Source organism: Natronolimnohabitans innermongolicus JCM 12255 (assembly GCF_000337215.1).
GTDB lineage: Archaea > Halobacteriota > Halobacteria > Halobacteriales > Natrialbaceae > Natronolimnohabitans > Natronolimnohabitans innermongolicus.
In genome coordinates this window covers 13,306-33,347 of record NZ_AOHZ01000064.1, presented here as the reverse complement: position 1 = coordinate 33,347, position 20,042 = coordinate 13,306, and the positions used below count along the sequence as shown (strand labels likewise).

Annotated in this window: 22 protein-coding genes and 1 pseudogene; 13 read left to right on the top strand and 10 right to left on the bottom strand. The window is 65.5% G+C overall.

The annotated features are described in order from the left end of the window. From C493_RS13685 to C493_RS13635, 11 genes are all read left to right on the top strand, one after another. The coding region (locus C493_RS13685) for a V-type ATPase 116kDa subunit family protein (RefSeq protein ID WP_275039836.1) at window positions 1-360 on the top strand (360 nt) is incomplete at its 5' end. Window positions 361-365: 5 nt separating this feature from the next. After that, complete coding sequence (locus tag C493_RS13680; RefSeq protein ID WP_007260044.1) at window positions 366-626, top strand: hypothetical protein; 261 nt, start codon at window positions 366-368, stop codon at window positions 624-626. 20 nt (window positions 627-646) lie between these two features. Further along, window positions 647-1,228, top strand: coding sequence for a V-type ATP synthase subunit E (locus tag C493_RS13675; RefSeq protein ID WP_007260043.1), 582 nt, complete (start codon window positions 647-649; stop codon window positions 1,226-1,228). After that, window positions 1,225-2,292 (top strand): V-type ATP synthase subunit C, encoded by a 1,068-nt coding sequence (locus C493_RS13670; protein WP_007260042.1) that lies wholly within the window; start codon window positions 1,225-1,227, stop codon window positions 2,290-2,292. The genes C493_RS13675 and C493_RS13670 overlap by 4 nt, the downstream gene beginning before the upstream one ends. Next, window positions 2,289-2,621: a V-type ATP synthase subunit F gene (locus C493_RS13665; protein WP_007260041.1), complete on the top strand. Its 333-nt coding sequence runs from the start codon at window positions 2,289-2,291 to the stop codon at window positions 2,619-2,621. Before C493_RS13670 ends, C493_RS13665 begins: the two co-directional genes overlap by 4 nt. 6 nt (window positions 2,622-2,627) lie before the next feature. Then, complete coding sequence (locus C493_RS13660; protein ID WP_007260040.1) at window positions 2,628-4,391, top strand: ATP synthase subunit A; 1,764 nt, start codon at window positions 2,628-2,630, stop codon at window positions 4,389-4,391. A gap of 2 nt (window positions 4,392-4,393) precedes the next feature. Continuing rightward, complete coding sequence (locus tag C493_RS13655; RefSeq protein WP_007260039.1) at window positions 4,394-5,815, top strand: ATP synthase subunit B; 1,422 nt, start codon at window positions 4,394-4,396, stop codon at window positions 5,813-5,815. 228 nt (window positions 5,816-6,043) lie between these two features. Further along, a complete protein-coding gene (locus C493_RS13650; RefSeq protein WP_007260038.1) occupies window positions 6,044-7,657 on the top strand; it encodes a long-chain-fatty-acid--CoA ligase in 1,614 nt (537 codons plus the stop codon). Window positions 7,658-7,765: 108 nt separating this feature from the next. Beyond that, window positions 7,766-8,530 (top strand): V-type ATP synthase subunit D, encoded by a 765-nt coding sequence (locus C493_RS13645; protein WP_007260037.1) that lies wholly within the window; start codon window positions 7,766-7,768, stop codon window positions 8,528-8,530. A 27-nt stretch (window positions 8,531-8,557) separates the two neighbouring features. Further along, complete coding sequence (locus C493_RS13640; RefSeq protein WP_007260036.1) at window positions 8,558-8,965, top strand: DUF6276 family protein; 408 nt, start codon at window positions 8,558-8,560, stop codon at window positions 8,963-8,965. 85 nt (window positions 8,966-9,050) lie between these two features. Further along, complete coding sequence (locus C493_RS13635) at window positions 9,051-10,139, top strand: geranylgeranyl reductase family protein (RefSeq protein WP_007260035.1); 1,089 nt, start codon at window positions 9,051-9,053, stop codon at window positions 10,137-10,139. A 134-nt stretch (window positions 10,140-10,273) separates the two neighbouring features. Here C493_RS13635 and C493_RS13630 read toward each other — a convergent pair whose 3' ends face one another. Both C493_RS13630 and tnpA read right to left on the bottom strand, forming a co-directional pair. After that, window positions 10,274-11,536 (bottom strand): RNA-guided endonuclease InsQ/TnpB family protein, encoded by a 1,263-nt coding sequence (locus tag C493_RS13630; RefSeq protein WP_007260034.1) that lies wholly within the window; start codon window positions 11,534-11,536, stop codon window positions 10,274-10,276. A gap of 2 nt (window positions 11,537-11,538) precedes the next feature. Next, window positions 11,539-11,931, bottom strand: coding sequence for an IS200/IS605 family transposase (gene tnpA, locus C493_RS13625; RefSeq protein ID WP_007260033.1), 393 nt, complete (start codon window positions 11,929-11,931; stop codon window positions 11,539-11,541). A gap of 178 nt (window positions 11,932-12,109) precedes the next feature. Between tnpA and C493_RS13620 the strand changes: the two genes are divergently transcribed. Further along, entirely contained in the window at window positions 12,110-13,546 is a 1,437-nt protein-coding gene (locus C493_RS13620; protein ID WP_007260032.1) for an MATE family efflux transporter, read from the top strand. 35 nt (window positions 13,547-13,581) lie between these two features. On the opposite strand, the gene C493_RS13615 is transcribed toward C493_RS13620, so the two are convergent. The 8 genes and pseudogenes from C493_RS13615 to C493_RS13585 all read right to left on the bottom strand — a co-directional run bounded on the left by C493_RS13615 (window position 13,582) and on the right by C493_RS13585 (window position 18,892). Continuing rightward, window positions 13,582-14,928, bottom strand: a complete 1,347-nt coding sequence (locus tag C493_RS13615; protein WP_007260031.1) for a TIGR00341 family protein — start codon at window positions 14,926-14,928, stop codon at window positions 13,582-13,584. Window positions 14,929-15,039: 111 nt separating this feature from the next. Next, entirely contained in the window at window positions 15,040-15,201 is a 162-nt protein-coding gene (locus C493_RS23095; RefSeq protein ID WP_161606901.1) for a hypothetical protein, read from the bottom strand. Window positions 15,202-15,243: 42 nt separating this feature from the next. Further along, window positions 15,244-15,675 (bottom strand): hypothetical protein, encoded by a 432-nt coding sequence (locus C493_RS13610; RefSeq protein ID WP_007260030.1) that lies wholly within the window; start codon window positions 15,673-15,675, stop codon window positions 15,244-15,246. 67 nt (window positions 15,676-15,742) lie between these two features. Beyond that, entirely contained in the window at window positions 15,743-15,970 is a 228-nt protein-coding gene (locus C493_RS13605) for a hypothetical protein (RefSeq protein ID WP_007260029.1), read from the bottom strand. A gap of 89 nt (window positions 15,971-16,059) precedes the next feature. After that, the gene (gene ygfZ, locus C493_RS13600; RefSeq protein WP_007260028.1) at window positions 16,060-17,157 is read right to left on the bottom strand and encodes a CAF17-like 4Fe-4S cluster assembly/insertion protein YgfZ; all 1,098 of its coding nucleotides are present in this window, start codon (window positions 17,155-17,157) and stop codon (window positions 16,060-16,062) included. 39 nt (window positions 17,158-17,196) lie between these two features. Beyond that, on the bottom strand, window positions 17,197-17,499 hold the full coding sequence (locus C493_RS13595; RefSeq protein ID WP_007260027.1) for a DUF6432 family protein: 303 nt from the start codon (window positions 17,497-17,499) through the stop codon (window positions 17,197-17,199). A gap of 113 nt (window positions 17,500-17,612) precedes the next feature. Continuing rightward, window positions 17,613-18,494 carry a tRNA pseudouridine(38-40) synthase TruA gene (truA, locus tag C493_RS13590; protein WP_007260026.1) on the bottom strand — a complete coding sequence of 294 codons (882 nt, stop codon included), beginning with the start codon at window positions 18,492-18,494 and terminating at the stop codon, window positions 17,613-17,615. Window positions 18,495-18,581: 87 nt separating this feature from the next. Then, window positions 18,582-18,892 (bottom strand): annotated as a pseudogene (locus tag C493_RS13585) (carboxymuconolactone decarboxylase family protein). 82 nt (window positions 18,893-18,974) lie between these two features. Here C493_RS13585 and C493_RS13580 point away from each other — a divergent pair. Beyond that, window positions 18,975-19,928: a nucleoside hydrolase gene (locus C493_RS13580; RefSeq protein WP_007260025.1), complete on the top strand. Its 954-nt coding sequence runs from the start codon at window positions 18,975-18,977 to the stop codon at window positions 19,926-19,928. The last annotated feature ends 114 nt before the right edge of the window (window positions 19,929-20,042 follow it).

Genomic DNA, 20,042 nt, shown 5'->3' with positions numbered 1-20,042 from the left:
GTGTTGCTTGCGAAGGGTGGGATGGCGTTCGTCGTCAACCTGCTCGTCTTCGGTGCTGTCGAGACCGAAGAAGGGTCGCGTCCGTTCCTGGCGCCGTGGACCGGTTACGGTTCCGGCGACGGAGAGGTCATGTTCGAAGGCCTCTTCTACATGGGCGACGGCGCGACCGCAATTGCCGCCTTCATCCTCGGCGTCATCGTGCTCGTCATCGGGCACATTGTCGTCTTGCTACTTGGTATCACAAGTGCAGGATTACAGGCGATTCGCCTGGAATACGTCGAGTTCTTTGGGAAGTTTTATGAAGGCGGTGGAAAGAACTACGAACCGTTCGGACACGATCGAAACCACAGTGAGGATTAACTAGAATGAGCGAAATTGACCTACTCAACGCAGTACTGCAGAATGGTACCGTCGAAGAAAGCCCGTTCCTGACCGACGCAGGAGCCGCAGCGCTCGCCGTCGGTCTCTCCACGCTCGCAGCGGGATACGCAGAGCGAGGTATCGGTGCGGCGGCGATCGGTGCAATCGCGGAAGACGATGACCTGTTCGCCCAGGGCCTGATCATGACCGTCCTTCCGGAAACGATGGTCATTCTGGCGCTGGTCGTCGTCTTCATCGTCTCGTAACCGCCCCCCTTCTCTTACCAATGAGTTTGGACACAGTCGTAGAAGACATTCGAGAAGAGGCCCACGCGCGTGCGGAGGACATCCGCGCCGAGGGCGAAGCGCGCGCCGACGAGATCGAATCGGCCGCCGAGGCAGACGCCGAGGAGATCCGCGACGAGGCCGAGCGCGAGGCCGAGCGCGAGATCGAGCAGCTGCGCGAACAGCGTCTCTCCAGTGCGAAACTGGAGGCGAAACAGAAGCGCCTGGAGGCCCGTCGTGACGTCCTCGGAGAGGTCCGCGAGCAAGTCGAGGACGAACTCGCCGCCCTCGAGGGCGACACCCGAGAGGAGCTCACGCGAGCCCTCCTCGAGGCCTCGACCGACGAGTTCGACGAGGGCGACGACGTCAGCGTCTACGGTCGTTCCGAAGACGAGGAGCTCATCGACGAGATCCTCACAGAGTACGACGGCTACGAGTACGCCGGCGAGTACGACTGTCTCGGCGGCGTCGTCGTCGAGAGCGACCAGTCTCGAGTCCGAGTCAACAACACGTTCGACTCGGTGCTCGAGGACGTCTGGGAAGACAACCTCCGGGAGATCAGCAACCGTCTCTTCGACCAATGAGTGCAGGTGCCTCGAATCCGGAATACGTGAACGCTCGCGTTCGGTCGCGCCGAGCCAAGCTGTTCGCGGACGAAGACTATCGGAAGCTGATCCGGATGGGGCCGAGCGGGATCGCGCGGTTCATGGAGGAGTCGGAGTACGAACGCGAGATCAACGAACTCGGAACGCGATTTTCCGGCGTCGACCTGATCGAGTACACCCTGAACCGCAACCTCGCAAAGCACTTCCAGGACCTGCTCGACTGGTCGCAGGGACGGCTCTATGACTACATCGCCCGCTACCTCCGGAAGTTCGACGTCTGGAACCTGAAGACGATCATCCGCGGGATCTACACCGAAACCGATCCCGACGAGATCCGGACCGACCTGATCATGGCCGGCGAGCTCGACGAGCCGACGATCGATCGACTCCTCGAAGTCGACGAGATCGAGGACGCGGTGACGGTCCTCGACGGCACGATCTACGCCGAGCCGCTCGGTGCAGCCTACGAGGAGTTCGAGGAGACGGGCGCGCTCGTCCCCCTCGAGAACGCCTTAGACCGGGAGTTCTACGAGCACCTGCTCGAGGACATCGGTCGACCGAACCTTCAGGAGCCCCAGCAGGGGCCACGGGCGCGATACGTCGAGTTCCTGCGAGCCGAGATCGACTTCCGCAACGCTCGTAACGCCCTGCGACTCGCACGCAGCGGCGCCGACCTCGATCCCGCGTCCTACTACATCGAAGGCGGCGTCCTGTTCGACCGGACGGAGCTGCGAACGCTCGTCAACGATTACGATGCGCTGGTCGATCACATCGCCGAGAACAAACGCTACGGCGACCGACTCGCCGGCGCGCTGGATCAGCTGCGCGATGCTGACAGCCTTATCCAGTTCGAGCACGCACTAGATGCCGCACTGCTCGAGTACGCCGATACGCTCTCGAGCATCTACCCGGTCTCGATCTCGGCCGTGTTGTCGTACATCCTCGCCAAGGAGCGCGAGGTCGAGAACATCCGCGCGATCGCCCGCGGTCGCGAGGTCGGACTCGACGAAAACGAGATCGAACAGGAGCTGGTGATCCTATGAGCCAGGAAATCGCAGTCGTCGGCAGTCCGGAGTTTACGACGGGCTTTCGACTCGCAGGCGTCCGTCGCTTCGAGAACGTCCCGGACGACGAGAAAGACGCCGACCTAGACGACGCCGTCACGACGGTCCTCGAGGACGACGAAGTCGGCATCGTCGTGATGCACGACGAAGACCTCGAGTACCTCTCGCGTAACGTCCAGCAGAACGTCGAGACGAGCGTCGAACCAGTCGTCGTCACGATCGGAAGCGGGACGGGCGGCGGCGGACTCCGCGACCAGATCAAACGCGCGATCGGTATCGACCTGATGGACGAAGACGAGGACCAGTAATAACCTATGAGCCAGGCAGATCAAACCGAATCCGTCGAGCAAGACGGTGTAATCGAAAGCGTGAGCGGTCCCGTCGTGACCGCCACGGACCTCGACGCCCGGATGAACGACGTCGTCTACGTCGGCGACGAAGGACTGATGGGCGAGGTCATCGAGATCGAAGGGAACCTGACCACGATTCAGGTCTACGAGGAAACCTCCGGCGTCGGCCCGGGCGAACCCGTCCAGAACACGGGCGAGCCCCTGTCGGTCGACCTCGGACCGGGCATGATGGACTCCATCTACGACGGCGTCCAGCGCCCGCTCGACGTCCTCGAGGACAAGATGGGGACCGCGTTCCTCGACCGTGGGGTCGACGCCCCCGGTATCGACCTCGAGAAGAAGTGGGAGTTCGAGCCCGAAGTCGCCGAAGGCGATACGGTCGAACCCGGTGACGTCGTCGGCGTCGTCGAAGAGACCGTCACGATCGACCACAAAGTGATGGTGCCGCCGGATTACGAGGGCGGCGAAGTCACGTCGGTCGAGAGCGGCGAATTTACCGTCGAGGAGACGGTCGCCGAACTCTCGAGTGGCGAGGAGATCCAGATGCGCCAGGAGTGGCCGGTCCGTCAGGCCCGTCCCGCCGGCGACAAGGAAACCCCGACCGAACCGCTCGTCACCGGACAGCGCATCCAGGACGGCCTGTTCCCGCTCGCGAAGGGCGGAACGGCCGCGATTCCCGGTCCCTTCGGCTCCGGGAAGACCGTCACCCAGCAGCAGCTTGCGAAGTGGTCCGACGCGGACATCGTCGTCTACATCGGCTGCGGTGAGCGTGGCAACGAGATGACCGAGGTCATCGAGGACTTCCCGGAACTGCCCGACCCGCAGACCGGGAACCCGTTGATGGCCCGGACGTGTCTCATCGCGAACACGTCGAACATGCCCGTCGCAGCCCGTGAGTCCTGTATCTACACGGGAATCACGATCGCCGAGTACTACCGCGACATGGGCTACGACGTCGCGCTCATGGCCGACTCCACCTCCCGGTGGGCGGAGGCCATGCGCGAAATCTCGAGCCGACTCGAGGAGATGCCCGGCGAAGAAGGGTATCCGGCGTATCTCGCCGCGTCGCTCTCCGAGTTCTACGAGCGCGCCGGCAAGTTCCAGCTGATCAACGGCGGCGAAGGCTCGATTTCGGTCGTCGGGGCAGTCTCGCCACCGGGCGGGGACTTCTCCGAGCCGGTCACCCAGAACACGCTGCGTATCGTCAAGACGTTCTGGGCGCTGGACGCCGACCTCGCGGAGCGTCGGCACTTCCCCGCGATCGACTGGAACGAGTCCTACTCGCTGTACAAGGACCAGCTCGACCCGTGGTGGGAGGCAAACGTCGAGGACGACTGGCCTGAAGTTCGCCAGTGGGCCGTCGACGTGCTGGACGAGGAGGACGAACTCCAGGAGATCGTTCAGCTCGTCGGCAAGGACGCACTGCCGGAAGACCAACAGCTCACGCTCGAGGTCGCTCGCTACCTGCGTGAGGCCTGGCTCCAGCAGAACGCGCTCCACGACGTCGACACCTACTGCGAACCGGAGAAGACCTACCGGATGCTCCAGGCGATCAAGACGTTCAACGACGAGGCGTTCGACGCACTCGACGCCGGCGTTCCAGTCGACGAGATCCAGAACGTCGACGCCGCCCCGCGGCTCAACCGCATGGGCACCGCCGAGGAGTGGAACGAGTTCATCGACGAACTCGAGAACGATCTCGAAGAACAACTGCGAGCACTGTACTAACAATGAAAGAGTACCAGACTATCACTGAGATCAGCGGTCCGCTGGTGTTCGCCGAGGTCGACGAACCCGTCGGCTACGACGAGATCGTCGAAATCGAGACGCCACAGGGCGAGACCCTGCGCGGACAGGTGCTGGAATCGAGCGAAGGTATCGTCTCGATCCAGGTGTTCGAGGGGACCGGCGGGATCGACCGCAACGCCTCCGTTCGCTTCCTGGGCGAGACGATGAAGATGCCCGTCACCGAGGACCTGCTCGGACGCGTCCTCGACGGCTCCGGGAACCCGATCGACGGCGGTCCAGAGATCGTTCCCGAGTCCCGTGAGGACATCGTCGGCGAAGCGATCAACCCCTACTCCCGCGAGTACCCGGAAGAGTTCATCCAGACCGGCGTCTCCGCCATCGACGGCATGAACACGCTGGTTCGCGGCCAGAAGCTGCCGATCTTCTCCGGATCGGGGCTTCCCCACAACGAACTCGCACTCCAGATCGCCCGGCAGGCGACCGTCCCGGAGGAAGCGGACGGCGACGACGAGGACGGCTCCGAGTTCGCAGTCGTCTTCGGTGCGATGGGCATTACTGCCGAAGAGGCAAACGAGTTCATGGACGACTTCGAGCGCACGGGCGCACTCGAGCGCTCCGTCGTCTTCATGAACCTCGCGGACGACCCGGCGGTCGAACGCCAGGTCACCCCGCGACTCGCCCTGACGACGGCAGAGTACCTCGCCTTCGAGAAGGACTACCACGTGCTGGTCATCCTGACGGACATGACCAACTACTGTGAGGCGCTGCGCGAGATCGGTGCCGCACGTGAGGAGGTTCCGGGCCGGCGTGGCTACCCCGGATACATGTACACCGACCTGGCCCAGCTCTACGAGCGGGCCGGTCGTATCGAGGGCAAGGAAGGATCGGTCACCCAGATTCCGATCCTGACGATGCCCGGCGACGACGACACCCACCCGATTCCGGACCTGACCGGCTACATTACCGAGGGCCAGATCGTGATGGATCGGGACCTCAACAGCCAGGGCATCGAGCCGCCGGTCAACGTCCTCCCCAGCCTGTCGCGGCTGATGGACGACGGGATCGGCGAAGGACTCACTCGAGAAGACCACGGCGACGTCTCCGACCAGATGTACGCCGCCTACGCGGAGGGTGAGGACCTGCGCGACCTCGTGAACATCGTCGGTCGCGAAGCGCTCTCCGAGCGCGACAACAAGTTCCTCGACTTCGCCGACCGCTTCGAGACGGAGTTCGTCCAGCAGGGCTACGACAACAACCGCTCGATCGAGGAGACGCTCGACCTCGGCTGGGACCTCCTCTCGATGCTGCCAAAGGAGGCGCTCAACCGCATCGACGAGGAGCTCATCGCAGAGCACTACCGCGAAGACGTCGGCGAGGAAGCCGAAGCCGTCCAGGCCGACTGATCGGGTTCTCGGCTCCCGGCTCCCGGCTCTCGGCTCCGCCGATTTCGACCGCAGATTCGTTCTTTTATCGCGTCCACTGCCCTCGAGTCGACGCTGTCGTCGACGCAATTCGGTGGCTCGAGCGGTCTCGACCGTCCGCGTCGAGCCGCAATCTCGAGCGTCGTCGCCCGATCATGTCTCGAAATCACCCAAAACAAACGTAATAATCGTCGGTGAATATCGGTGTGTATGCACAAGCCACTGCTCGTAACCGACTTTCTCGATCGGGCGCGCAAGCACTACGGCGACGCCGAAGCGGTGGTCGCCACGACGGGGGAACGGTACACCTACGACGAACTGGGCGAGCGCGCCGACCGGTTTTCGGCGGCGCTTCAGCAACGGGGAATCGAGAAGGGCGACCGCGTCGCGGTGCTCGATCCGAACACACACTACCACCTCGAGGCGGCCTACGGGAGCATGCAGGTCGGCGCGGTCCACATGCCGCTGAACTATCGGCTCACGCCCGACGATTTCTCCTACATGCTCGAGGACGCGGAGGTCGACGCCGTCTACGCGGATTACGACTTCGCGGACAAGATCGAACCGATCCGCGACGAAGTGCCGGTGGAGACGTTCATCACGAACGACGCCGAGCGCGTGGAAGGCGAATGGGAGGCGTTCGACGACGTGCTCGCGGACGCGGGCACCGACTACGACCGCCCCGAGATGGACGAAGACGAGATCGTCACCATCAACTACACCTCGGGGACGACGGGCGATCCGAAGGGAGTCTGTCGAACCCACCGCGCCGAGACGATCCACGCCTACCTGATAACGGCCCACCAGCAGCTCCAGGACGACGACGTCTACCTCTGGACGCTGCCGATGTTCCACGTCAACGGCTGGGGCCACATCTACGCCGTGACGGGGATCGGCGCGAAACACGTCTGTACGCGCGGGGTCGATGCGGGAGATATCTTCGAGGCCGTCCGCACCGAGGACGTCTCCTACATGTGCGGCGCGCCGACCGTGTTGAACATGTTGGTCGACTACTACGAGGAAAACGATCCGGAGACGACCGGCGCAAACGACGTCCGCATCGCGACCGCCGGCTCGGCGCCGCCGGAAGCCACCATCCGCACCGTCGAGGACGAGTTCGGCTGGTACTTAAAACACGTCTACGGCGCGACCGAGACCGGACCGCTGATCACGACCTCCGACGCCCGGCGAACGTTCGACGACGACAGCAGCGATCGGTTCGCGATCAAGAAGCGCCAGGGACTGGGCTACCTCGGGACCGATATCCGCGTCGTCGACGAGGACGGCAACGACGTCCCCCGGGACGACGAGACGATCGGCGAGATCGTCGTTCAGGGCAACCAGGTCATGGAGAAGTACTGGAACAAGCCCGAGGAGACCGAGGAAGCGTTCAACGACCGGCTCGAGGGCTACTACCACATGGGCGATCTCGCCACCGTCGACGAGAACGGGATGCTCTCCATCCAGGACCGCAAGAAGGACATCATCATCTCCGGCGGCGAGAATATCTCGAGCATCGAACTCGAGGACACCCTGTTCGACCACCCCGAGGTCTCCGACGTCGCGGTGATTCCGGCACCCAGCGACCAGTGGGGCGAGACGCCGAAGGCGTTCGTCGTGCCGAGCAACGAGGATCCCGACGATCCGAGCGTGACGGCCGACGAACTCGTCGACTTCACCCGCGACAATCTCGCGGGCTACAAGGTCGTCCGCGAGGTCGAGTTCGTCGAGGAACTGCCGACGACGGCGACGGGCAAGATCCAGAAGTACGAACTCCGCCAGGAAGAGTGGGAGGACGAGGATCGGATGGTCGGGCAGGGGTAGCCGTCGGACGCCGACTCGAGTCCGACCGTTCCGCCACTCCCGCGCCGTCGTGAACATCCGCCAAAACTGTAAACAGTTATCCGACTGGGGGCGCAATTCCCCCACAAGATGGCCAAGGACGTCAAGCCCACCCGCAAGAACCTGATGGAGATCGAGGATCGCATCGAACTCTCCGAGCGGGGGCACGGGACGCTCGAGAAGAAACGGGACGGGCTGATCATGGAGTTCATGGACATCCTGGACAAGGCCCAGGACGTCCGCGGGGACCTGGCAGACGATTACCAAGCGGCCCAGAAGAAGATCAACATGGCCCGCGCCATGGAGGGTGACGTCGCCGTCCGCGGGGCCGCCGCGGCGCTGCAGGAACACCCCGAGATCACGACCGAGTCCAAAAACATCATGGGCGTCGTCGTCCCGCAGATCGAGTCCTCGCGAGTCTCGAAGAGTCTCGATCAGCGCGGCTACGGGATCATGGGAACCTCCGCCCGCATCGACGAGGCCGCGGAAGCCTACGAGGACCTGCTGGAGAGCATCATCCTCGCCGCGGAAGTCGAGACGGCGATGAAGAAGATGCTCCGGGAGATCGAGACCACCAAGCGCCGCGTCAACGCACTCGAGTTCAAGCTTCTGCCCGACCTCTACGACAGCCAGGAGTACATCGAGCAGAAACTCGAGGAGCAAGAACGCGAGGAGACATTCCGCCTGAAGAAGATCAAGGAGAAGAAAGAACAGGCCGAAAAGGAAGAACGCGAGGCCGAGGCGGAAGCGGAAGCCGAAGCCGAAGACGAGGTCGCGCCCGACGACGAGGGCGGCGACACGGCCGAACCCGACATGGAGCAGTCGACCGCGGGTGGCGTTCCGGGCGGCGACTGATCTCGGTCGCTCGCACCGACACCACCGATGGCCTGCCCAGCGTGTAGGTCCCCCACGATCGCCGTTTCCATCCCCGAGGAGCACCGCGAGTACGCCCCCGAGGAGTCCGCGACGGTGAACTGTTGTACGCGGTGTCTGACCCTCGAGCCGGCGGCCGACGAGCGCCGCGCGGACTCGGACTCTTCGGCCGACTTCGGCCGCATCAGCGACGCCGTCCCGACGACTCCCGCTGCAGCAGTTCCGTTGCTTCTCGCCGTCGACCGCTGTTCCTCCCTCGCGACCCACCGCGAGGCGATCGCCGATCTGCTCGAGGCCGTCGAACGCGCCGGCGCCGATCCGTTGCTCGCGTTCGATCGGCTCGCCGCGGACCCCGAACTCGAGCCGGCGGTCGACCTCGAGCGACGTCGACACCAGCTCGAGCAGCTGTTGTACTGACACTGTCGGACACTCGAGTGCCCTCCAGTCGAGCGAGGAGAAAATCTCGAGAAGTTATTTACTGCCGGACGGATACGCATCGAACATGTACGATTTCGTCGTCGTCGGTGTCGGCCCGCCGGGGGCTCGGTTCGCACGACGCGCCGCCGAAGAAGGCTACGACGTGCTTGCCCTCGAGAAAGGCCAGATTGGCGAACCGCTCGCTTGCTCGGGTCACGTGAGCACGGACGTCTGGGAGTTTACGGGTCCGGGCGCGCGCGAAGAACTGTTTCAGAACGAAATCTACGGCGCGCGGTTTCACGTCGGCGGCCCCGAAAGCGACGGCTATCCTTTCTACAAACAGGAAGTGGCTTCGAACGTCATCGATCGCGTCGGGCTGGATCGCCACCTCGCCGACCTCGCACGCGAGGCGGGCGCGGACGTTCGCGAGGAGCACACGGTCACCGAAATCACCGAACACCGCGACCGCGTCGACGTCACCGCAAACGGTCCCGACGGCGTCGTGGAGTTCGAGGCGAAGATGCTCGCCGGCTGCGACGGCGCCCGCTCGCGCGTTCGGGACGCCCTCGACCTGCCGGAGCCGGACGAGTTGCTCCACGGCGTGCTCGCCTTCTCCGACGAGGAGGACCACCAGAACTTCGTCGACGTCCACCTGACGGCGCCGACGTTCTTCGCCTGGCGCATTCCGCGGGGCGACGCGGGCGTCGAATACGGCCTCGCGGCGCCCCCGGGCGTCCAGGTCACCAAGCACTTCGAGGAGTTGATCGACGGCTACGAGATCGACGTCTCGCATCGCTGTTCGGGTCCGATTCCGATCGGTCCGCCGGATCGCGTCACGACCCGTCGCGCGTTCCTCATCGGCGACGCGGCCGCCCAGACCAAACCCTTCACCGGCGGCGGCATCCTCTACAGTATGACCAGCGCCGACTACGCCGTCCGCGAAATCAATCCCGACCGGCCGACCTCGCTTGCGGCCTACGAGCGCGCCTGGCGCGAGGATCTGGAGCGTGAACAGGAGCTCGGCCACTACCTCCGCCGCGCGTACTCGCTGCCCGAGCCCGTCCAGCACGTCGGGCTCGGGGCGCTTTCAGGCGAAATCGGCGTCCACATGGACCGGCCGACGTCGCTGGTCTCCCCGTCGCACCTACGGGCGATGCTCTCGAGGTTGCGGTAGCGCTCGTCCGTTTCGATCTTCTCACTCGCTCGAGCCGGCGGTCGGCGATTCTCTTTCTCTCTCCAGTGGTTCCGGAGCCGGTGACATCCTCCTCGCCGTAAACGGCGAGGCTTCCCACGCATGGGGAATACCAGTTAGTCGTCGCTGGTAGAGGGTTCCGACTCTTGAAACGCCGTGAGCGTCATCTGCGAGGGTGTCTCGCTCGTCTCACGGTGAGTCGTGGCGGTGTCACAACCGCTCCCATCCCGAGGCGAGTCATCGCGTTCCGCCTTGTCAAGCGGGACGCTCTCTCCCCACGGGTCAACCCGTCGTGCGATATTCGCGGAAGCGTTGATGTCGGCCTGAAACGTCGAAACGTGGCAGTTGTCGTTTGGACACCGGAACTCGGCTTGTGAATCCCGCCGACCGATACGGTGGCACGAGTGGCACGTCTGCGACGTGTACGCCGGATTCACGTACTCGACCGGGATACCTGCTTCCGTCGCCTTGTCCTCGATGCGCCCTTGGAGCCGGGCGAACGCCCACGAGTGAAGCCGACGGTTCATGTACTTCCCGTAGTCGAGCCGTTCACGGATGTACGTCAAGTCCTCCATCACCAACACCGGGTTCTCGAACTGTGTGACGTACTCGACGACTTGCCGAGACGCCTTCTCCACGATGTTGGTGAGCGCATTCTGGTAGTGGCTGAAGCGGTCTTCGATACGCCACTCGGATGCGTCACGCTCTTGGAGTCGTTTCAGGGTCGTGTGCAGCTCTTTACGGAGATGCTTCGCTCTGCTTCCGCTACACACGAACGGGTCAGTCGGAGAACCATCCTTGAGGGCACAGCCCGTGATGAGGGCGGTTTCTCCGATGTCTAAGCCGATGTGCGTGGCGTCACCGTCTGTCGCTGGTTCTTCGACCGGGTACTCGACGGTGACGTGCAGTACCCAGTTCTTCCGATGCTGTTGAAGCCGTATCTCGCCTGCCTTCGCGTCCTCCGATACGAGATCGTGCCAGAGGGGTTCCTGTTCTGGGTTGATGCGGAGCGGTATCCAGAAGTTCGTTCCCCGACCGGGACGCGGAACCCACCACGTAAACTCGTAGTCGCGTTCTTCGGAATGATCGAACTTCGCGGCTTGGTTCGTGAGCCGTATCGGGTGCCCGTCGTCCAACTCCTTCGCGTTGTACGTCTTACGGAGTTTCGGGACGTAGTTGCAAAGGGCAGCCTTCGCCTGATACGGGAGGTCGTAGGGCGTCACGATGTCGCTCACCGCCGACATGGTACTCGCCCCGGAGTCGAACGCCTCTTGCAGACCGTCACGGTAGGTTTCGAGCAGGTCGTTGAGTTTCGACTGCTTGTGCGCGGTGGGTGGCGCGAACGTCGCCTGCAACGTTTTCGTGACGGTTGTGGACATCGCTACTGCTCCTCCACGTACTTCATGAGTACGTCGATGCTCACTTGGCCGGTGGTGGCGAGAAAGTATCCCTGTTGCCAGAACGCCTTGTCGAGCGCCTGCCGAACTTCAGGGTTCTCGTCACGGATTTTCCGAGACGTGACGCCCTTGAGTGAGTTGATGAACTTGGTGAGGTCGGTCGTGGGCTTCGCCGTGAACAGGATGTGAACGTGGTCGGAACCGCCGTTGACGTTCTGGATGTTCACACCAAAGTCCTCGGAGATGTCGCTGGCAATCTCACCGATGCGTTCGGCTATCTCGTCGGTGAGGATGTCCGCGCGGTACTTTGTGACGGTCACAAAGTGATATTGGAGCGCGTAGACCGTGTGCGACCCGGTTTCGAGGTTGTACTTCATTTGGCCGTACCAATTTCTATACACCCAATTCTAATAAAGGTTCGCCGTCGTGGGGTATTCAGCCTGCAACCGACGGTGGTTCGTGTCGGAGTTGTCGGCTTCACGCCCGCCCTAAAGGGCGGGATTCTCGCCTTGAAAAAAGATAGACCGAAGACGCCGGTCACGAAACGCCCAGTAGATGAGCGGCTGGCAGCAACGCGTCGTCGAATCTACGGGCCGAGTACTCGAGCGACTCGGCGTTATCGACGCCGAGCGGTTCGGTCCCACCGCGGACCTCGCGTGGCCCCGGATCGTGACCGGTTTCGCGATCATGTCCAAGCAGACGGCGGACCTCGCGATGGTCGGGATCGCCGTCGGAACGGCCGGAACCGCGGGACTCGCCTTCGCGCTCGCGTTCTGGGAGATCGTCACGATGCTCGGGTTAGGACTCGCCGGCGGGACCGTGAGCCTCGTCTCCCAGAACTACGGCGGCGAGGAGACCGAGCGCGCCTCGCTCGTGGTCAAACAGAGCGTTCTGCTGGCCGTCGCCCTCGCGCTCCCGCTCGTCGCGACCTTCTGGCTCTTCGCCGACGTGCTGATCGGTTTTTTCAGCGGTGAAGCGGACTCGCTCGCCCACGGCGTGACCTACCTGACGCTCGTCGCCCCGGCGGTCCTGTTCGAACTGTTGAACCTGATCGCCAGTCGCACGTACACCGGCGTCGGCGACACCTTCACCGAGATGGTCGCCCGGGCCGGCGGCGCCGTGCTCAACATCGCCCTCAGCGCCGTGTTCATCTTCGGCTTCGGCATGGGCGTCGCCGGCGCCGCCATCGGGACGACGCTCTCGACGGGATTCGTCACGGTCGTCCTCGCCTGGGGGATGGTCGGCCGGTCCTACGGTGCGCTCGGGATGGAGCCCAGTCCGGTCCCCATCACGCGGTCGGGCGGCTGGTTCGACGCGGCGCTGTTGGGCCAGGTGATCGAGATTTCGGCGCCGGAGATCGGCCGTCGGCTTGCGCAGGGAATCGTGGTCTTTCCCTTGCTGTGGATCGCCGCCGCGTTCGGCCCGGTCGTCGTCACCGCCCTCGAGGTCGGACGCCGCGTTCGGGGAATGATCAACAGCATCAACTGGGGACTCTCGCTGGCCGCGAGTTCACTGGTCGGTCAGGAACTCGGGTCGAACGACGAAGCCGGGGCCGGCGCCTACGGCGAGGGGATCATCCGGCTGGCGATCGTCACCTTCGCCGGCGTCGCCGTCGTCGTCGTCGCCCTCTCCGAGCCGATCGCCGGCGTGTTCGTCAGCGGCTCCGACGAAGTCGCCCTGGCCGGAACCTTCGTCGCCGTCGGCGCGATCAGCGCGATCGGATTCGGAATCGACGGCACGGCGGCGGGCGCACTGCTCGGCGCCGGCGACACGCGCCTCCCGTTTGTCGCCGCGTTGATCGGCCGCTACGTCTTCGCGGTTCCGGCCGCGACGCTCGGACTCGTGACGCCCCTCGGCGTCGCCGCGCTCTATCTCGCCCTCCTGCTCGAGACGTTCGTGCCGGGCGGGATCAACTACTGGCTGTTCCGGCGCGGTCGCTGGAAGGCGGTGAGTCGACGGTATCGGCCGTCGCCGGAGACGGGAACGGATTGATTGACCGCGAACACGACAGCCATCTCGCCGAACCGTCACGTTTCGCCGCCCTCGACGGTCCGAATCGTCGTCCGCTCTCCGTCGGCGTCGCCTTCCGTCTCCGAGACGACGTACTGGACTTCGACGAGCAGGGATTCGTCGCTGTGGGGTTCGATCTCAGCGTAGAGCCGATCCGCCAGCCCCGCCTCCGTCCCGGGCTCCTGACCGGAAACCGTGACGACGACGCGGTCAACCGACTGAATCGGGTAATCGCCGTCGAGTTCGACCGCGACGTCCTCGCGCTCGAGGTGGTCGTAGGCGGACTCGGCGAGCACCGCGTCGACCTCGTTTTCGGCCGCCGACTCGAGTTCGGTCGTGTGGAAATCGAGCAGCGTGATGCCGGCCAGCGGCGCGGCGAGCACGAGCAGACCGACGCCGAAGATCGCGGCGTATGTGTAGGTGGGACGGCGCGTCGGCGACACCTCGAACAGTCCCTGCGGACGGTAGCCGCCGACCCACAGCGTGGCCAGCGCGGCGAGGTTGATCGAGAGCAGGTTGACGACGACGAGCGCGGCGGCGCCCGTGGCCGCACCGGACATCCCCCAGGCGACGGTGATGCCGACTGCGGCCGAAGGCGGGATGAGCGCCGCGGCGATCATCACGCCGACGATGGCTTCCGAGAATCCGCGCGTGAGACTCAGGATGCCGGCGATGCCGGCACCGAGCGCGACCGCCAGCGAGAACAGGTTCGGCGAGACGCGTTCCTCGAGTTCGGCCACGACGACGATGTCGACGCCCGCGGGCTCGAGACCGGCAAACCGGGCGAGCATCGCGATCCCGATCGACGCGCCGACGACCGTTGCGACGCCGAGCAGCTGGTAGCTGAACCCGGTCCACTTGAGCCGCTCGTCGCCCGTAACGATGCCGACGTTGGCGGCCAGAGCGGGGCCGAGCAGCGGCGCGATGACCATGGCGCCGATGACGACCGCTGGCGAGTCGGCGAGCAAGCCGGCGGTGGCGACGACGGCGCTGATGAGCAACATGATCGCGTAGATCGGAAACGGTGGCGTGAGTTCGTCGGCTTTCGTCCGCAGGACCTGCCTCGAGGTGCGAGCGCCCGTCTGGCCGCCGCGGTTGTACTGGTCGCGAAGCGTGTCGAATCGCTCGGAGACGACCGTCTCGGCGTCGATAACGACGACGCTCGCCTCGTCGCCGATCCCGGCACGATCGAGCCGGTCGAGGGTCGGCTCGACGGCCTGCGTCGGCACCGGAAACCGGACGACCGCGGTGTATCCCCGCCCGCTGGTCTCGTCGCTGACGACGTAGTCGATGCCCTCGTCCTCGAGGAGCCCGAGGACGGCGCCGCGTTTCCCCTCGGGAACCGTGACCTCCAGGTAGCGCATATCGGGGACACACTCGAGTAGCAGAAAGTATTGCGGTCGGCAGTGGACGGGCGGACGGCGGACACGTGACGCGATCGGCGAAGACTCGCACGCGGAAGACGCCCTCGAGGTTCACTCCGAGCGGCGGGCGAACTCGAGGCCGTTCTCGGCGTCCGAGTACCCGGACCGTCCGAACTGCGGCGAGACGGTCGCCATCGTGGTCACCACCGGCCCGATGGAACGCGTCGCCTCGCTGTGTGGCTGCCGACTATCGTCGCCACTGAACCGAGTCACACCGGTCGCAACGCCTTCCTGCAGCCGGATGTGCGGTGACGGTTAGCGGCTCCCATCGTGATCGGTCCCCAGAATTCCGCAGGCGATCGACTCCGGATCCGTGATCGACTCGCCGTCGATCGCGTCGGGAGCCAGCAGAAGGATCGTATCGTCGGGCATCTCGCCTTCGACCTGGACCGTCCGTCCCAGCCGGTCCTCGAGTTCGTCGACGTCGTCGGTGTCGAACTCCCGCTCGAGCAGGCGTTCGACGTTCGTCCGCGAGAGCACGAAGACGAGGTCGCCCGGCGCGTCGTGGTCGGTTTCGGCCGCCTCGAGCAACTCGACGAGGGAGTCGGTACGCACGTCCTCGAGAGAGCGGATCGTCACGCGGTCGGTATCGGAACCGGGCGCTCGATCCGACTGCGTGCGCAGGCGGGCGGCCAGTTCCTCGAAGTCGGTCGCGGCGTCGATCGGTTCGTCGGAACGTGCGCTCATACCGGACCGTCCGGCGACGCCGGCCTTGAGCGTGGGGCCGGCCAGTTCCGGCAGCGCTCGAGGGAGCTTACTCCCTATCGAGGGCGGCCGCGGCGTTCGTCTCGCGGCCGGCCAGCGAGTTTCGTCTGGAAACGTAGTACGCGAAGACCGCCAGTCCGATCATCGGCGCCAGCACGCTCGTGTCGTACCACTCCGCGTTCTCGAGACCGCGTCGCTTCGCGTCGACGTGAACGTAGACCGCCAGCGGGACCTGTACGAGCAGGACGCCGAGAAACAGCGAGAGCGGATCGGCCATAGCGGCCGTTGGCTGCGCTCTTATTTAACTAAATTGCCCGAAGCGATGAGAGTCCCGGTAACTGGCCAGTTGCGGCCACATCGACGGTCCTACTGGTACTCGGGGAGTCGATCCGACCGATCCGAGCCGTCGACGAACGGCAGTTCGGCGACCGTCGCGGGTACCTCCTCGCCGCCGACGCGGACCGTCAGGTCCGCGGTCTCGAGGTCGTAGTCGACGAGCGCGAGCGCGACGACCGACTCGAGCAGCGGACTCTCGCCGGCGCGGGTGACCTCGCCGACGGTCGCGTCACCGTCGAAGACGGCGGCGCCGGCGTCGGGAACGACATCCGCCGAATCCGCGAGCGTCAGGCCCACCAGCTTTCGGCTCGGCTGCCCGCGGTTCTCCACGCGGGAGACGACCTCCTGGCCGACGTAACAGCCCTTCTCGAAGTCCAGCGCGTTTCGCAGGCCCAACACGTTCGGCACCGTCCCCTCGAGTTCGGTCGCGAACAGAGGCGAGCCGGCCTCGAGCGCGAGGCTCTCGTAGGTGTCGTAGCCGAAGGGAGCGGCGTTGAGTCCCTGGGTCTCGAGGACGTTGTAGACGGGTTCGGCGGCGTCGGCCGAACAGACGACCTCGTAACTCTCCTCGCCGGTGAGCGCGTCGGTTCGGATCACGGTGACGCCGTCGTCGCCCATCGAGCCGCGGATGAACGAGAACCGCTCGTCGGGAGAGGCCGCACCGTTCAGGACGCTCGCGACCTTCTCGGTCGCCTGCGGGCCGTGGACTCCGAAGATCGCGTACTCGTCGGTCGCGAGCCGGATGTCGACGTCCTGGATGAACACCTTCTCGGACCAGTCTTCGACCAGCGGCTCGGCCGTCGACGGCGGCACGAAAAGCAAGAGCCGCTCGCCCGCGTTGTAGATGTAGAGCTCGACCTCGATCCCGCCTTGCGGATCGAGGACCAGCGCGTAACAGCCCTGGCCGTCCTCGGCGGGGACGCGGTTGGAGACGACGTTGTCGACGTACTCGAGGCGGTCCTCACCCTCGACGACGACGACGCCGTAGGCCAGTTCGATGACGCCGACGCCGTTTCGCACGGCCCGGTGGGTTCGTTCGGGCCGGCCGAAGTGGTCGACGACGGTTCGGCCGTCGCGCTCGCCGAACGTGGCCCCGTGTTCGCGATGAATAGACTCGATAACGCTCATACACACTCTCAGGGGCCTGCGCCCCTCAGGGGTTTCGATTCAAAACGGAAGCCGCTCGCGAAGCCACTCGCCGACCGTCTGGGTCTCCTCGTCCTCGTCGGTCGGCACCTCGGGGACGACGCGTTCGTCTGGCTTGATGACGGTCTCGTTCGCCCCCGATTCGACGATGATCAGCTCGTCCTCTTTCAGCGTCGACAGGGCGTCCTCGAGATCGTCGATATCGACTTCGACGGCCGCGCGGAGCTCGAAGACGCTCATCCCCTCCTCGGCCTGATCGACGAGCGCGTCGAGTACCGCAACCTCGGTCGCCTCCCGATTCCGGTACTCCCGCTTTGCTCTCATCCATCACCTCCTTCGACGACCGGGGATTTCACGTTTGTCGTTCCGTCAGCCGGCGACCGTCCCCTCGCCGGTCCGTTTCGCTCGAGCGCGGGTCGGCCGGGACGACGACTCGTTCACCGAATCCCGTCGCCGATCTGCCCGACGACTCGAGCGCCCGTTCGCCGGTCGATCCGTCGCTCCCGAAAGACTTCGCGCGCGCTCACAGCAGCCTCGGGGTCCGGGTCGAACGAGAGGGGCGGGTACGTTACGTCGGTCAGGACGAGCGGTTCGGGCGGCGCTGGAGCGACTCCCTCGTGACCCGGCAGCGGTTCGGGTGCGAGCGCGCGATCGATCTTCGCGAGCGGCTCCGTGCCCGTTCCAACGGCGCGGGCGAGCGAGACCAGCCGTCGGACGAGTTCGCGAGCGAATCCCCCGGCGGTGACCGTGACGACGAGGTAGTCGCCGTCCCGGCTCGCCTCGAGCGTCGGCGCGCGCTCGGTGTTGCGGTCGTCGGGCGTCAGGTTGTGGAAATCGTGGGGACCGGAGAGGGCCTCGCAGGCGGCGCGAAATCGGCCGTCGTCGACGGCGCACTCGCGCTCGAGGGCGGTGTGCCCGCCGGCGTCTGTGGCGTCGTCCCCGCCGTGGTCGTTCGAAGCCGACGGCGCGTAGAGGTGATAGCTGTACGTGCGCTCGCTCGCATCGTGGGTCGCGTGAAAGTCAGGAGGCGCGTCGACGGCCGCCCACGCCCGGATATCGGCGGGGAGCCCCGCGTTGAACGCCCGCGGCGTGAGCCACTCGGGCGCCTCGAGACAGATCGTCTGGGCGAGCGCGGAGACGCCGGCGTCGGTCCGTCCCGCCGCGGCGTAGCCGGCTGGTTTGTCGGCGTCGGCCGCGAGCACGCCCAACTCGCGCAGGCCGTCGAACAGAGCGTCCTCGACGGTCGCGACGTCGGGCTGGCGCTGAAAGCCGTGGTAGCCGGCGCCGTCGTAGGCGATCCGGAACGCGCGAAGTGGCATCGGGTCTGGGTCGACGGTGGGGCGCCGGCGTGTTAGACCCGTCGGACGAAGCCGGCGCCACGGTAGCGGACCGCAACATCGGTCGCGCTACGACGACGCCGCGTCCTCCTCGCGGGTCACGTCGGTGCTCCAGCTCAGTCCCGCGATCGCCTGGGGGAAGCCGACCGTCGGAATCGCGAGAATGGCGACCTGCTCGAGCGCCTCGAGATCGTGACCTTCCTCGAGCCCCCGCCGAACGTGTGAGTGGACGGCTGGGCGGCGACGGCCGTCCCGAGCTTGACGAGCCGTTTCGACTCGTCGTCGATCGGCCCCGCGTCGGCGCAGGCCTCGCCGAGGTCGGCGTACGGCACCCAGACGTCGGGATACTGCTCGGCGAATCGACCGGCCGCGACCGGCAGCTCCTCGGTCGGATCGCGATCGCACCGCCCGCAGTCGGTCGCGTCCGGCGTTTTATATGGCGCGCGCCCCGATCCGTCCGTCATGACGCGCCCGCTGGTGATCGATACGGACCCCGGCTGTGACGACGCGGTTGCACTGCTGTTGGCCCTCGAGTCCGACGCGCTCGACGTGGTCGGGCTGACGACCGTCCACGGGAACACGACGGTCGACGCGACGACCGCGAACGCCCGCGCGATCCTCGAGGCGGTCGACCGAACCGACGTTCCCGTCGCGGCGGGCGCCGACCGACCGCTGCTCGTCGACCTCGAGACGTCCGAGCACGTCCACGGCGAGGGCGGGATCAAAGGCAAGCTCCCCGAACCGACCGCCGCGACGGCACCCGTCGACGGACACGCGGCCCAGTATATCGTCGAGCAGGCCCGCGAACACGACGGCGAACTCACCCTCGCCGCGATCGGTCCGCTGACGAACGTCGCGCTGGCGCTGGCCATCGAACCCGACCTCCCCGACCTGCTCGACGACCTGGTGGTCATGGGCGGCGCCGCGTTCGTCCCGGGCAACGTCACGCCGCTGGCCGAGGCGAATTTCCACACCGATCCCCACGCCGCCAGGCGGGTCGTCCGGGACTGCGAGCCGACGCTCGTCGGGCTGGACGTCACCCAACGAGCGGCCGTCCCGCCCGCGCTGGTCGACGGTCTCGAGGCCGCAGACGACGCAGCGTCGACGACCCCGCTCGAGCGCTCGATCCACGAGTGGCTCACCTACTACGAGGACGACCGCCTCGAACGCTACGGGATCGAGTCGGCGGCGATCCACGACGCGCTCGTCCTCGCGAGCCTCGTCGACGAATCGGTACTCGAGACCGACGCCTACCACCTCGAGGTCGGCGTCGACTCCGAACTCGCCCGCGGCGCCCTCGTCGCCGACGCGAACGACGTGACCGGCGCGGCACCAAACGGCCGGGTCGCCGTCGACGCCGACTACGAGCGGTATCGAGAGCTTGTGGCGGCGGCCCTCGAGCGGTCGCTCGAGTGAGATTATCGCTGCATTGCCTGTACTGAACGGTCACGCACCACGCATAGCGATCTCTCGCTTGTGCTCGAGTATTCGCGAACGAAGTGAGCGATTCACCGCCGGAGCGGGGTGAAA